General features: G+C 43.3%; 11 protein-coding genes. 2 read left to right on the top strand and 9 right to left on the bottom strand.

Going from position 1 to position 14,407, the window contains the following annotated elements:
* Positions 1-12: 12 nt before the first annotated feature.
* Positions 13-780 carry an ABC transporter ATP-binding protein gene (locus ABTP35_RS03630; protein WP_224837381.1) on the bottom strand — a complete coding sequence of 256 codons (768 nt, stop codon included), beginning with the start codon at positions 778-780 and terminating at the stop codon, positions 13-15.
* Positions 780-1,517, bottom strand: coding sequence for an ABC transporter permease (locus ABTP35_RS03625; RefSeq protein WP_224837382.1), 738 nt, complete (start codon positions 1,515-1,517; stop codon positions 780-782). Before ABTP35_RS03625 ends, ABTP35_RS03630 begins: the two co-directional genes overlap by 1 nt.
* 117 nt (positions 1,518-1,634) lie before the next feature.
* Between ABTP35_RS03625 and pafA the strand changes: the two genes are divergently transcribed.
* Entirely contained in the window at positions 1,635-3,311 is a 1,677-nt protein-coding gene (gene pafA, locus ABTP35_RS03620) for an alkaline phosphatase PafA (RefSeq protein ID WP_293293828.1), read from the top strand.
* 34 nt (positions 3,312-3,345) lie between these two features.
* On the opposite strand, the gene ABTP35_RS03615 is transcribed toward pafA, so the two are convergent.
* The 5 genes from ABTP35_RS03615 to gcvP form a co-directional block, all read right to left on the bottom strand.
* Positions 3,346-6,744, bottom strand: coding sequence for a MopE-related protein (locus ABTP35_RS03615; protein ID WP_293293830.1), 3,399 nt, complete (start codon positions 6,742-6,744; stop codon positions 3,346-3,348).
* A gap of 270 nt (positions 6,745-7,014) precedes the next feature.
* Positions 7,015-7,863, bottom strand: a complete 849-nt coding sequence (locus ABTP35_RS03610; RefSeq protein WP_293293832.1) for a glycosyltransferase — start codon at positions 7,861-7,863, stop codon at positions 7,015-7,017.
* 43 nt (positions 7,864-7,906) lie between these two features.
* Positions 7,907-8,428, bottom strand: a complete 522-nt coding sequence (locus tag ABTP35_RS03605) for a methyltransferase (protein ID WP_293293834.1) — start codon at positions 8,426-8,428, stop codon at positions 7,907-7,909.
* A gap of 70 nt (positions 8,429-8,498) precedes the next feature.
* On the bottom strand, positions 8,499-9,557 hold the full coding sequence (locus tag ABTP35_RS03600) for a ketoacyl-ACP synthase III (RefSeq protein WP_293293836.1): 1,059 nt from the start codon (positions 9,555-9,557) through the stop codon (positions 8,499-8,501).
* Between the two features lie 161 nt (positions 9,558-9,718).
* Complete coding sequence (gene gcvP, locus ABTP35_RS03595) at positions 9,719-12,571, bottom strand: aminomethyl-transferring glycine dehydrogenase (protein WP_375334513.1); 2,853 nt, start codon at positions 12,569-12,571, stop codon at positions 9,719-9,721.
* Positions 12,572-12,697: 126 nt separating this feature from the next.
* Between gcvP and ABTP35_RS03590 the strand changes: the two genes are divergently transcribed.
* Entirely contained in the window at positions 12,698-13,522 is an 825-nt protein-coding gene (locus ABTP35_RS03590; protein WP_293293838.1) for a hypothetical protein, read from the top strand.
* Here the strand turns inward: ABTP35_RS03590 and ABTP35_RS03585 are convergent.
* On the bottom strand, positions 13,519-13,752 hold the full coding sequence (locus ABTP35_RS03585) for a hypothetical protein (RefSeq protein WP_224837389.1): 234 nt from the start codon (positions 13,750-13,752) through the stop codon (positions 13,519-13,521). The two genes, ABTP35_RS03590 and ABTP35_RS03585, sit on opposite strands and share 4 nt — an antisense overlap.
* Before the next feature lie 2 nt (positions 13,753-13,754).
* Entirely contained in the window at positions 13,755-14,309 is a 555-nt protein-coding gene (locus ABTP35_RS03580; protein ID WP_224837390.1) for a sigma-70 family RNA polymerase sigma factor, read from the bottom strand.
* Positions 14,310-14,407: the final 98 nt, after the last annotated feature.

Here is a 14,407-nt window from a genome sequence, read left to right as displayed (position 1 = left end):
TTGAAGTTGGAATCAATTCCGTTCTTCGATATACATTTGCCTTACTTTTTTGAAAAGCTCGGAGGAATAGACAAAATCGGTAACGGATTGGTTGTCGGTTTTAAAGATTTCTTTATTGGTGCCTTCCCATTCTTTGATTCCATTCTTTAAAAAAATGATTTTTTCCCCAATTTCCATAACCGAGTTCATATCGTGGGTGTTTATCACCGTGGTAATATTGTATTCTTGGGTAATTTCTTGAATCAGGTTATCGATTAAAATGGCCGTTTTTGGGTCGAGACCGGAATTTGGTTCATCGCAAAACAAATATTTTGGATTCATCACGATCGCCCTAGCAATGGCCACCCTTTTTTGCATTCCACCGGAAATTTCGGCGGGATATCTTTTATGGGCATCAATCAAGTTGACGCGTTTCAGGACAAAATCTACCCTGTCTTGCTTTTCCGACTGTGACTGGTTGGTGAACATATCCAAGGGAAACATAACATTGCCCTCTACTGTCATCGAATCAAAAAGGGCACTGCCTTGAAAAACCATGCCCATTTCTTGGCGCAAGTTTCGCCGTTCTTTGGTAGATAGTTCGGAGTAGTATTGCCCATTGTAGCAAATTTGCCCTTCATCGGGCTCAAATAGACCAAGTAAACATTTTATAAAAACTGTTTTTCCCGAGCCACTTTGCCCAATGATCAAGTTTGTTTTTCCTGTTTCGAACTCGGTGGAGATTCCTTTAAGAACGTGGTTGTCCCCGAACGATTTATGAATGTTTTCTACTTGTATCATCAGCCCAGTAACAATTGAGTTAGAACATAGTTCGATATAATGATCACCACACTGGTCCAAACAAAGGATGTGGTGCTAGCCTTTCCAACTTCCAAGGCACCACCTTTCATGTAAAAACCGTGGTAAGATGGCACTGTGGCGATCACAAAGGCGAACACGATCGATTTTATAAAGGCATAGGTAACATGGTAAGAATCAAAATCCATTTGTAGCCCTTGTATAAAATCACCGCTGGGTGCAAAACCACCAAATACGGCCGCGACCCATCCGCCCAAAATACCGACAAACATGGAAATAGCTACTGCAAAAGGGTACATCATGGTTGCAATGATCTTGGGGAAAACAAGGTAGTTCAACGAGTTGATACCCATAACCTCAAGAGCGTCTATCTGCTCGGTTACCCGCATGGTACCAATACTGGATGTAATGTACGAACCCACTTTTCCTGCCATGATGATGGAGGTGAAAGTCGGGGCAAATTCCAAGATGACCGATTGCCTCGTTGCAAACCCGATCAGACTTTTTGGCAGAAGGGGATTGTTCAAGTTCAGTGCAGTTTGGATAGTGACCACGCCCCCGATAAAAAAAGATATAAATATGATGATGCCCATAGCACCAAAAATAAGCTCGTCGATTTCCTTGAGGATCAAGGTCTTCATTATGCGCCACTTGGTAGGTTTTTTAAATACTTCCCAAATCATGATGAAGTATTTTCCAATCGCTTCTAGGTATTTCATGCGTTTTATGGACTTGAGGTGATAAAAATAAGAATATTGTTAAGCATTTAACCTTGATTTAAATTTTTAAAAGGGAGAAATCTATAGTTTTGCCCAAATTCTGAATAAATACCAATCATGAGAACAACCAACCTTATCGTTTCTGTTTTAGCATTCTGTACTATCGGCCTTACTTACGGCCAACGCAGAAAAAAGAATGTTGTGGAAGAAAAGCCCAAAGTTATTGCCCAATCTCCAAAATTGGTAGTGGGTATAGTGGTCGATCAAATGCGGTACGATTATTTGACCCGCTTTTGGGATCAGTATGGTGAAGGCGGTTTTAAACGATTGGTTAACGAAGGTTTTAATTGCAAGAACAATCATTTTAATTATGCGCCAACCAGCACCGGGCCAGGACATGCTTCGGTGTACACGGGAACTACACCTGCCATGCACGGTATTATCGGGAACGATTGGTTCGATAAAACAACGGGTGAGGATGTGTACTGCGCCGGTGACGATGCCTATACTTCTGTAGGAACCACTTCGGGTGCAGGGAAAATGTCCCCGCATAGAATGTTGACCTCAACCATAACCGATCAATTGCGATTGCACACACAAATGCGGGGAAAGGTAATTGGTGTTGCCGTTAAGGACAGAGGTGCAGTGTTGCCAGCGGGACATGCCGCAAATGCGGCCTATTGGTTTGAAGGGGGAGCAACCGGTAACTGGATCAGTAGCTCCTATTATATGGAGGAGTTGCCGCAATGGGTCTTGGATTTTAATGCTTCGGATAAGGTTGAAGAGTACAAAAAGCCCTGGACTACCCTAAAACCTATAGAAACTTACGTTGAGAGCGGATTGGATGTCAATAATTATGAAGGATTGCAAAAAGGGGAGACTACCAATGCTTTTCCACATGACCTTCCTGCAATTTGGGAAGACAACGGTCAGTTTGATTTATTGCGAAGAAGTCCTTTTGGAAACAGTATTACGGCAGATTTTGCACTGGCGGCTTTGGAAGGCGAAGCTTTGGGAGTGGACTCCATAACCGATTTCTTGGCCATTAGCTTTTCCAGTACCGACTATGTAGGTCATTTTTTTGGGGTAAATTCCAAAGAAATAGAAGATACCTACATTAGATTGGATAGAGATTTGGAGCGTATTCTCTCCGAATTGGACAACAAGGTGGGTAAAGGTGAGTACACGGTTTTTTTGACAGCCGATCATGCTGCAATACATGTTCCTTCTTATTTAATGGATTCGAACATTCCATCCGGGTATTTGGATATGCAAGGTATGAAAGCCCAATTCAACGAGTTTCTTCAGTATAAATATGGCACAACGGATGTTGTAAAAAACATTAGCAATTATCAGGTTTTTTTGGATCATAAGATTTTGACCAATCTGGACATTGATGTAGAGCAAGCACAAAAAGATATTGCCATGGAAATGTTGTCCTATCCAGGGATTGGTCAAGTGTACACCGGATACCAAATGTGGCAAAACGAGTACGTAGAGGGAATTCCATATATACTACAGAACGGATACAACCAAAAACGCTCAGGTGATGTTCTTTTGGTGCCAGAAGTGGGTTATATATCTTACAATAGAACCGGTTCCACCCATGGTTCACCGCAAATATATGATACACATGTGCCCTTATTGCTTTATGGGAAAGGTATAAAACAAGGGAGTACGGTAAACCGTACGGAGATTCCGGATATTGCGCCCACAATTGCTGCTCTATTAGGTATTGCTTTCCCTAGCGGAACCACGGGGCGACCCATTGGAGAGGTTTTGGAAATTGAATAGTTTCATTTTGTGGACCATTGTCAAAATACCTTGACTATTTACGTATAATCAGTTTTTTTACAATTCTTTTACCAACTGTTAAATCGTGGTAGATTAAAAAATAGATGCCGTTGGATAAGTGGGAAATATCCAATGTAGTGCGATTTTCCCAGCGTTCTACAAGACGCTGTCTTGTGTCAAATATTTCGATGTAAAAGTGATGTTTGTCCGGTTTTACCACATATAAAACTTGGGAGGCTGGATTGGGGTAAATCATAAAGTCGTTTGATAATGTTTGTTCAGACTTGGGTTCAGGCTCAGGTTTGGGTTCGGATGGTATTGAAACCTCAATATACCCATCACAATTTTCGTCAATTTGATTATCTAGCACCTCCTCCGCACCGGGGTTTACATTGGCATTGGAATCATCGCAATCATCCACTTGGTTGAAACCATCCTGGTCAAGGTCATCGTCCAAGGTGTCGGGGTCACAATCATCATCGATGCCATTGTAGGGAATCTCCTCCGCATCGTGGTTTACGTTGGCATTGGAATCATCGCAATCATTGACTTGGTCAAAACCATCTTGGTCAAGGTCATCGTCCAAGGTATCCGGGTCACAATCATCATCGATACCGTTATAGGGAATCTCCTCCGCACCGGGGTTTACGTCGGCATTGGTGTCGTCACAATCATCCACTTGGTCGAACCCATCTTGGTCAAGGTCATCGTCCAAGGTGTCGGGGTCGCAGTCATCGTCGATGCCATTGTAGGGTACTTCATCCGCACCGGGGTTTACGTTGGCATTGGTGTCGTCGCAATCATTGGCTTGGTCGAACCCATCTTGGTCAAGGTCGTCGTCAAGCGTTGCAGGGTCGCAGTCATCGTCGATGCCATTGTAGGGTACTTCATCCGCACCGGGGTTTACGTTGGCATTGGTGTCGTCGCAATCATTGGCTTGGTCGAACCCATCTTGGTCAAGGTCATCGTCCAAGGTATCCGGGTCACAATCATCATCGATATCATTGTAGGGAATCTCCTCCGCACCGGGGTTGATGTCGGCATTGGAATCATCGCAATCATCCACTTGGTTGAAACCATCTTGGTCAAGGTCGTCGTCCAAGGTGTCGGGGTCGCAGTCATCGTCGATGCCATTGTAGGGTACTTCATCCGCACCGGGGTTTACGTTGGCATTGGTGTCGTCGCAATCATTGGCTTGGTCGAACCCATCTTGGTCAAGGTCGTCGTCAAGAGTTGCAGGGTCACAGTCATCGTCGATGCCATTGTAGGGAATCTCCTCCGCATCGGGGTTTACGTTGGCATTGGTGTCGTCGCAATCATTGACTTGGTCGAAACCATCTTGGTCAAGGTCATCGTCCAAGGTGTCCGGGTCGCAGTCATCGTCGATGCCATTGTAGGGAATCTCCTCCGCATCGGGGTTTACGTTGGCATTGGAATCATCGCAATCATTGGCTTGGTCGAACCCATCTTGGTCAAGGTCGTCGTCAAGAGTTGCAGGGTCACAGTCATCGTCGATGCCATTGTAGGGAATCTCTTCCGCACCGGGGTTGATGTCGGCATTGGAATCATCGCAATCATTGACTTGGTCGAAACCATCTTGGTCAAGGTCATCGTCCAAGGTGTCCGGGTCGCAGTCATCATCGATACCGTTATAGGGAATCTCCTCCGCACCGGGGTTTACGTCGGCATTGGTGTCGTCACAATCATCCACTTGGTCGAACCCATCTTGGTCAAGGTCATCGTCCAAGGTGTCGGGGTCACAATCATCATCGATGCCATTGTAGAGAATCTCCTCCGCATCGGGGTTTACGTTGGCATTGGAATCATCGCAATCATTGACTTGGTCGAAACCATCTTGGTCAAGGTCATCGTCCAAGGTGTCCGGGTCGCAGTCATCATCGATACCGTTATAGGGAATCTCCTCCGCACCGGGGTTTACGTCGGCATTGGTGTCGTCACAATCATCCACTTGGTCGAACCCATCTTGGTCAAGGTCGTCGTCCAAGGTGTCCGGGTCGCAGTCATCGTCGATACCGTTGTAGGGAATCTCCTCCGCACCGGGGTTGATGTTGGCATTGGTATCGTCGCAATCATCCACTTGGTTGAAACCATCCTGGTCAAGGTCGTCGTCCAAGGTGTCCGGGTCGCAGTCATCGTCGATACCGTTGTAGGGAATCTCATCCGCACCGAGGTTTACGTTGGCATTGGTATCGTCGCAATCATCTGCATTGTTGAAACCATCCTGGTCAAGGTCATCGTCCAAGGTGTCCGGGTCGCAGTCATCGTCGATACCGTTGTAGGGTACTTCTTCTGCACCGGGGTTTACGTTGGCATTGGAATCATCGCAATCATCCACTTGGTCGAACCCATCTTGGTCAAGGTCGTCGTCAAGAGTTGCAGGGTCGCAGTCGTCGTCTATGCCATTGTAGGGTACTTCATCCGCACCGGGGTTGATGTTGGCATTGGTGTCGTCGCAATCAATATCAGACAGTGCCCCATCTTCGTCATAATCAATAATTCCGATTCCATAATGGAGCCCTAAATAGTTTTTTATTGATATTGCGCATGATTCAGCAAACTGTTCTCTTACTGCCTCACCACCGTTTATTCGGATATCTTGGTCGGCCTCAATTTGAAAAGCATCAAAATTATCATTGAAGTGAGCTCCATGGTAATATACATTGTACCCTCCGTTAAAGTATGGTTCATTAAAATTGGGATAGGGATCGGCCGGACTTGGAACAGCAGGATATCCTTTGTTATGAATAAGAGCTCCAAAGCTTAAAGGTCCTCTCACCAATTCTGAATGCGTTAGATTTAGAACATTATCGTTGACCAAGTTTTTAGTACTATTTCTATTAATGTGAAATTGTCCGTTCAGCTCGTCATCTGTGGTGTTAAGATCGTTATGTGTTAGTATATACCCTAATTCTATTCGTTGGATTTGATGGCCGTGTCCATGTAGGTCCACTAAAAGTCCTCTTTCAAAATCTTGACCAATCTTGGTTTTTGCGTCTTCTATAAAATCTTGATAATTCTGCCAGGCTTGCACCCCAATGGGATCGCCATCCGCACCCTCTTCAATGGGGCGATTGGTGTCCAGTTTACTGCGGTCCAGAAGATTGATGATTACATGCGGGTAATGACCTGTTTCGTTAAAAAAGTATTGGGTAATGCTCCTCCCAATTTCCTGAGTAAAAGAGTCTCTCTTATAATTACAGCCATCACAGTCCCTATCCGCTACCTCGTCCGGTACCAAATACCCACCATGAGGTATGGATATAATGAGTGGATAATTGCCTGTAATGTATTCAATATAACCTGTATCATCGAAGGAGCTTTGACCTGGTAACTGAGCTAAAAGTGAATTGGAAAAGAACAGCGTACAAAGTACGCAGAGCCTGAAAATGTCGTGGAATAACGATGGTTTCATAACCTTAAATTAAATAATCAATCCATTTGATGTACGGGGTTTTACACCTTTGATCTATTAATATTAAATAAGGTTATGCTACAGTTCTGTTATCTATTAAAGTTATAAATCGATTACTGTTTCGGGTTATGAAAATTGATGAATGCCCCTTTTCAATTGATGAAAAGTCCTTTATTGGTAATTTTGTAGCTTGACAATGACAAACCTGTAAGTATAATCACTTTTTTTTATACAGAAGGGAATGTTAAAAGTTGATTATCAGCTATTTGACTATTGTGACAATTTCGAGATTATCCCTTTCCAACGGTATTTTCGAATGAACTTGCCTTCTTTTTTGGTCACATATTTGGACGTTTGTCCTAAATAGGATTGTATAAAACCCAATATTGCGAATAAATACAACGATGGACTTTTAGCTTGCCATGCCATTTTTAAGGCGGCAATTTTGGTAAGCACAAGTCCGTATCGCATTTTGTACATGGCAATACCTTTGGCTCTGTAGTTTTTGGAAGAATATCCATGACCGGTAGGGCGTAGGTGTTTTACCAGAAGATCGGGAAGTGTCAAGGTTTCAAAATCGTGAAATTTGGCCAAAAGAATATCCACTGTGTCCCAGCCTATACCTGATCGCAAGCCTCCTATTTTGTTAAAGCAGGCTTTGTGATAGAGTTTGATCGGGCCTCGGATATGGTTTTTGTCCGCGATGTTCTCATAGACCCATTTGTGTCCTTTTTTGATGAAAAGGAGTCCTGAGCACATTCCTAGTTTCCAATTGGCCTGAAATTGATTCACAATGACTTCAAAATAATTGTTCGGGAGAACAATATCTGCATCAAATTTGCCAATGAGGTCATATTCCGAAGCATGTTCCAAACCAAAATTAAAAGTGTCCACAACCTTTTTCCCGGGGATATGTTCATCCGAAGAAAAACGCTTTACTATTTTTATCCAGTTATGTTGTTGGGCAAAACCTTGGGCTATCAAGAACGTATCGTCCGTAGAATTATCGTCCACCACAATGAGCTCATTGGGCAAATAGGTCTGCTTTGTAAATGAGTTTAAGCACTCTTTTAAATGGGCAGCCTCATTATGGGCGGGAACAACAATACTTATTTTCATGGGCTATGTTCTTCTATAATCGTGGGTATAATCCAAAGTTGCATTAAGGTCTTTCGGCGTACACAATATAGTATCGGTCGGTGAAGTATCTAAGAATCGGTCTAATCCCAAATTTTTTGGTAGGGTTTGTCCATTTGGCAGCGTCTTTAATGTGCCAACCCGATTTTTCCAACAGCCAATCAAACTGCCAATCTTCAAACTCATGATAATGCCTGTCCCATGGGTCGGTTTTACTGCGATACGCAGGGGAGAACCATAATCGCATGGGTATGCTTGCAATCAATTTTTTGGCTTTGATTTCCCTTAGAACATTAAAAGGAGCCACTAAATGTTCAAATATTTCAAAAGCGGTCACTACATCCGCATCCGATTGGACAACCCGGCTAAAGTCCACATCCAAATCTTCACCTTTTGTATTTTCCACCTGAAACCCGTTGGCTCTCATTATCTCCGAAAAAGGATTATCCACCCCCAGGTCTAAAATCGATTCGGCAGGGTCAACGTGTTTTTGCAAAAACTCGAGGGTATGCCTGTAACGTTTATTGGGAAAGTTGTTTTCGTACATGGGCTAAAATTCCAAAAAACAAATAACAATTCCCAAATTACTTTTACGTTGGATCGATTTTGTGATGAGATCAATACCGATAAACAATGGCATTGATGTTCATTCCGGCGCCAACACTGGCAAACATGATAACATCCCCTTTTTGTAGATCATGCCCTGGGAGATTGCCTTGTAGGACCATGTCGTATAAAGTGGGAATGGTGGCCACGGAACTGTTTCCCAATTCGTGAATGCTCATGGGCATAATATTCTCTGGAACACCTTTGCCATAGCTTTTGTAAAAGCGCTTAATTATGGCTTCGTCCATTTTTTCGTTGGCCTGATGGATGAAGATTTTTTTTACGCTGTCAATATCCGTGCCGCTCTTGTCCAGACATTCGGCCATAGCCTTGGGTACATTGATGCAGGCAAATTCGTAAATTTTACGTCCCTGCATTTTTATATATCTAGTGTTCTGGTTCTGCTCTGGATTGTTGGACTTGTCAAAATTTAGGTAGTAAGCCTCCTCATTGGCATATGTTTCCGATGCGTGGGCAAGAATTTCCCCCGAAGGAGCATCGGCTTCAAGAATGGCGGCTCCTGCACCATCGGCAAAGATCATACTGTCGCGGTCGTGTGGATCGATAACCCTGGAAAGCGTTTCGCCCCCAATAACTAAACATTTTTTGGCCATTCCACTTTTGATGAAGGCGGTTGCCTGAATTATTCCTTCAACCCAACCGGGACAACCAAAAATAAGATCGTAGGCAACACATTTGGGGTTTTTAATGCGTAAAAGATGTTTTACCCTCGAAGCCAAGCTTGGCAACATATCACTTTGGGTCTTGCCAGCAGTAAGATCTCCAAAATTATGGGCAAAAATAATGTAGTCCAGTTCTTCCTTGTCGATTCCTGCATTTTGGACCGCTTTTTCTGCGGCCAAAAAACCAATATCGGAGGTTTTTAATTCCGGTTTTGCATAACGCCTTGCCTTAATTCCGGTTATGGCCTTGAATTTTTCTACGATAACCGTATTGGGCTGTTCAAATTTAGAACCATCCGTTTCTAAAAATGCATGTTCCAAAAATGCTTCGTTTGTAGTAATGATGGAGGGGATGTAACTTCCTGTTCCGGATATGCCTATTTTCATGCTGAGGATAATTTGATCTAAGATACATCATTGTATGTTTTTTATTATGCATGCATAATAAATCTTACAATGCCCAGTCCCGTTCTGGAACTTTATTGGAATCAAAAAAGCCCTGAAGGAATAACGTCTTCAGGGCTATATATCAATGCTCATCGAGGTTTTTAAGCCTCCATGTATTCTTCAATCGGTGCACAAGTACAAATTAAATTACGATCCCCAAAAGCTTCATCGGTTCTTCTAATACTAGGCCAAAACTTATTTTCGGCAACATAGGTCAACGGATAAGCGGCTTTTTCTCTGGAATAGGGAAAATCCCAAGAATCGTTGGTTAGCATACCAAGCGTGTGGGGTGCATTTTTTAGTACGTTGTTGGGCTCTCCAGCTGTGGCCTCATCGATTTCTTGCCTTATGGAAAGCATGGCGTCGCAGAATTTATCGAGTTCTGCCAGGCTTTCACTTTCTGTTGGCTCTATCATTAAAGTGCCGGCTACAGGGAACGATACCGTTGGGGCATGGAAGCCATAATCTATCAATCGCTTTGCGATATCGGTAACTTCTATGCCATTGGCTTTAAACGGACGACAATCCACGATCATTTCATGTGCGGCTCGGCCCCGTTCACCGGCATAAAGAACATCGAATTTTCCTTTTAATCGGTCCTTTATGTAGTTGGCATTCAAAATAGCAGCTTTAGTAGCATTGGTCAAACCTTCGGCCCCCAACATTTTAATATACCCATAGGAGATCAAACATACCAATGAGCTGCCCCATGGAGCTGCGGATATGGCGGTAATAGCATCTTTTCCACCTGTTTTAACCACGGGATTGGACGGTAAGAACGGTTTTAATTGTTCAGCTACGCAAATTGGCCCAACTCCGGGCCCGCCGCCACCGTGTGGAATGGCAAATGTTTTGTGTAAGTTTAAGTGGCATACATCTGCACCTATGGTGGCCGGATTGGTCAAGCCTACTTGAGCGTTCATGTTGGCACCATCCATGTAAACTTGACCACCGTGGTCGTGTATCAGTTTGGTGATCTGTTTTATGGATGATTCAAAAACCCCATGGGTGGAAGGGTAGGTTACCATTAAGGCTGCAAGGTTTTCGGCATGTTTAACCACTTTTTCCTCCAAGTCGGTTACATCAATATTTCCTTGGTCATCTGTTTTGGTCACCACCACTTTCATTCCGGCCATTACGGCAGAAGCAGGGTTGGTGCCATGTGCGGACGCCGGAATAATACAGATATTACGGTGTCCTTCGCCACGAGATTCGTGGTAAGCGCGTATGACCATTAAGCCGGCATACTCACCTTGGGCTCCCGAGTTAGGTTGTAGTGATGTGGCAGCGAAACCTGTAATAACGTTCAGTTGCTCCTCCAAGGATTGAAGAACTTCTTGATAGCCTTGTGCCTGATCCAGTGGGACAAAAGGATGGATATTGCCCCATTGTAGCCAACTTAATGGTAGCATTTCCGAAGCTGCATTGAGCTTCATAGTGCAGCTACCCAAGGAAATCATGGAGTGGTTCAGTGCCAAATCCTTACGCTCCAATTTTTTGATGTAGCGCATCAACTCGGTTTCTGAATGATAGGAGTTGAAGACTTCATGCTCCATAAATGGAGCTTTTCTTTGAAGACCGGCCGGAATGGCATCGTCCAATTCTAAGTCTTTTAAAGACTTTTCCTGTAAATTGTGTGATTCAAGGAAACAAGATATCAATGTGTTCAAATCCGATTCCGAAACGGATTCATTCATCGAAATGGACACAGTTTCCCCATCTACATAAAATAGGTTGATGTCTTTCTTCTCGGCAAGCTCTTTAAGGCGCTTCGTGTTTTTAACTTTTACTTGTACAGTGTCAAAATAGGAAGAGTTTACTTGGTCAAACCCATAAGTTTCCAGACTTTTGGCCAATTTTTTAGTATAGCCGTGTACTTTTTCGGCGATGTATTTTAATCCATCCGGTCCGTGATAAACGGCGTACATCCCGGCCATTACGGCCAATAGTACTTGGGCGGTACAAATATTGGAGGTGGCCTTGTCCCTTTTTATATGTTGTTCCCTTGTTTGTAATGCCATACGCAAGGCACGGTTACCATCAGTATCTTTGGTAACACCGATTATACGGCCCGGGATACTTCTCTTATATTCTTCTTTGGTGGCAAAAAAAGCAGCGTGCGGTCCTCCGTAACCCAAGGGGATACCAAAGCGTTGTGTAGTTCCCACCACGGCATCTACGCCCCATTCTCCAGGAGGGGTCAGCATAACCAAACTTAGAATATCGGCGGCAACGGCCACTTTTATATCCTTGGCTTTTGCATTTTCCACAAAGGATGCATAATCATGGACCTGACCGTATTTTCCGGGATACTGTAACATAGCGCCATAAAAATCATCGGAAAATTGAAAAGTTTCATGGTTGCCCACTACCAATTCTATACCTAAAGGTATAGCCCGCGTTTTGAGCAAGCTCAATGTTTGCGGCAAAATCTCTTCGGATACAAAGAACTTGCTTACTTGTTCTTTTTTCTGGGGACGACTGCGCAATTCAAACAACATGGTCATCGCTTCGGCCGCAGCGGTACTTTCGTCCAAAAGCGAGGCATTGGCAATTTCCATACCGGTTAGGTCGGAAACCATGGTCTGGAAGTTAAGCAATGCTTCCAGTCTTCCTTGGGCAATTTCGGCCTGATAGGGCGTGTAAGCGGTGTACCACCCAGGGTTTTCCAATATATTTCGTTTGATCACCGATGGTGTCAAGGTTTCATGGTATCCCAGCCCGATATAACTTTTAAAAACCTTGTTCTTTTCGGCCAGTTGGTGAAGGTGGCTCAGGAATTCGTGTTCACTTATCCCTTCGGGAAGATCAAGTGTCTTTTTTAATTTAATGTCATCGGGGATAGTCTCATAAATGAGTTGATCCATACTATCGACCCCAATAGTTTCGAGCATGTGGGGCAAGTCCTTTTCTGTAATGCCAATGTGCCTGGCAGCAAAAACCTCTGTGTTCATGTTCAATCCAATAAAGTGCACAAAATTAGGGATAAATTCGATGAAAATGGTCAATTTTGAATATCACGGGAACAAAGTTGTTAACCACAAATTAACCTTGAGTGAAATAGAAGCGACAATGATTTGATGCGAACCTTAAAAGCTATATTCGACTTTTATCTCGATGCCAGTATCCATGTGGCCGTTTCGGTTATTTCTATGGCCGGGGCAACATTTTATTTGATGGGCAGCTCTACCGATATATATCTTTTGGGCTTTATTTTTTTTAGTGTGATAGTTTGTTACAACTTTATAAAATATGGGGTAGAGGCCTATAAGTATATAATCGTATCCAATGCTTACCACAAGCTTATCCAGGTTTTTAGTTTTTTGTCGTTCGGTATGGCCATTCTTTTTCTGATGCGATTGGATGCCAAAATATGGGTGGCAACCATTGGTCTTGCGGTATTGTCCGTACTTTATGCGGTTCCTTTATTGCCCAGGGCCAAGAACTTAAGGAATTTAGCTGGTCTTAAAGTGTATATTGTGGCCTTTGTTTGGGCCGGATTCACGGTCTTGCTGCCAGTTTTGGATGCTAATATGCCCTTGGATTGGGATTTTGCAGTTACATTTATCCAGAGGATGCTTTTGGTCTTGATTCTTATTCTACCGTTTGAAATCCGCGATTTACAATGGGACCACAAGAGTTTGAGAACCTTACCACAACTATTGGGTGAACGCAATACCCGGCGCTTGGGAACTATATTGTCCTTGGTTTTCTTTATGATCACATTTTTAAAGGACAACCTGAAAAGCGAGGAAATAGCCCTCAGACTGATCCTGGTCGCAATATTGATTTTTGTTTTGCAGATGGGTAAAAAAATGCGTTCCAAGTATTTTGTAATGTTCTGGATAGAAGCGATCCCTATTTTTTGGTTGGGTCTGCTTTGGCTTTCGGAAAGATACGGTTAGGCATTCTTTTTTTCCAGGTCCCTTTTCATTTTTTCCTTGTCTTCTTCGGACAATACAGTAAGTCCGGCCCTATCGCAAAGCGAGGTCAGTTCGTTGTTCTTCTTGGAATATCCTTTGCATACTTTGCAGGTAAACAGGTGAAAGCGCAACTTGATAATATCCCAAAAACTTGCTTCCTTGTATTGGGATTTATCGCAGATGCCCTGTGCTTCCTCACATGAAATCTTCATAGCTAAAACCAATTTTCGTTTAAACAACCCATTAATGCAGTTCTTGCCCTATGGATCATTACCCATAAGTTGGACGGATTTATACCCAATTCATTACAAACATCTTCCGTGCTCATGCCCTGTATGGTTTTCATGCTAAAAACCAATGCTTGTTTTTGGGGTAATTTGGATATACAATCTTGTAGTGCATCACCCAATTCCTCGTTCTCAAGTACATTGTCGCCGTCTTTACTGTAAGGGTCGGCTACCTGCTGTTCCAGCCAATCACCTTCAGCATCGGTATCGGAACTATAATTTATACGTACTTCTGCTTTGCCTTTTTTTGAATTGATTTTTCGGTAGTGGTCTATAACCTTTCGTTTTAGGATGGACACCAACCAAGTTCGCTCGGCAGCATCGCCCTTGTAGTTTTTAGCTGAATTAAGACCTGCAAAAAAGGTCTCCTGAACCAAATCCTTTGCAATTTCTGTGTCGCTTACACGGGATACTGCATAGTTAAAGAGGTAATCCGCATATTGATCTACCCAAGTGTCCGGTTGAAGTTTATGTTTGGTCATATTCCTATCGAATAACCAAAAGTAATGGTTTTTGGCGTTTTAACATAGGTTTTGAGGCAGGTTAGACGTATGAATTGCTCCTACCTAACACATTGTTT

The sequence above is a fragment of the Flagellimonas alginilytica genome (genome assembly GCF_042134605.1).
GTDB classification, from domain to species: Bacteria; Bacteroidota; Bacteroidia; order Flavobacteriales; family Flavobacteriaceae; genus Flagellimonas; species Flagellimonas alginolytica.
Note: the sequence above shows the minus strand (reverse complement) of the source record. Positions and strands in the feature narration are given on the sequence as shown.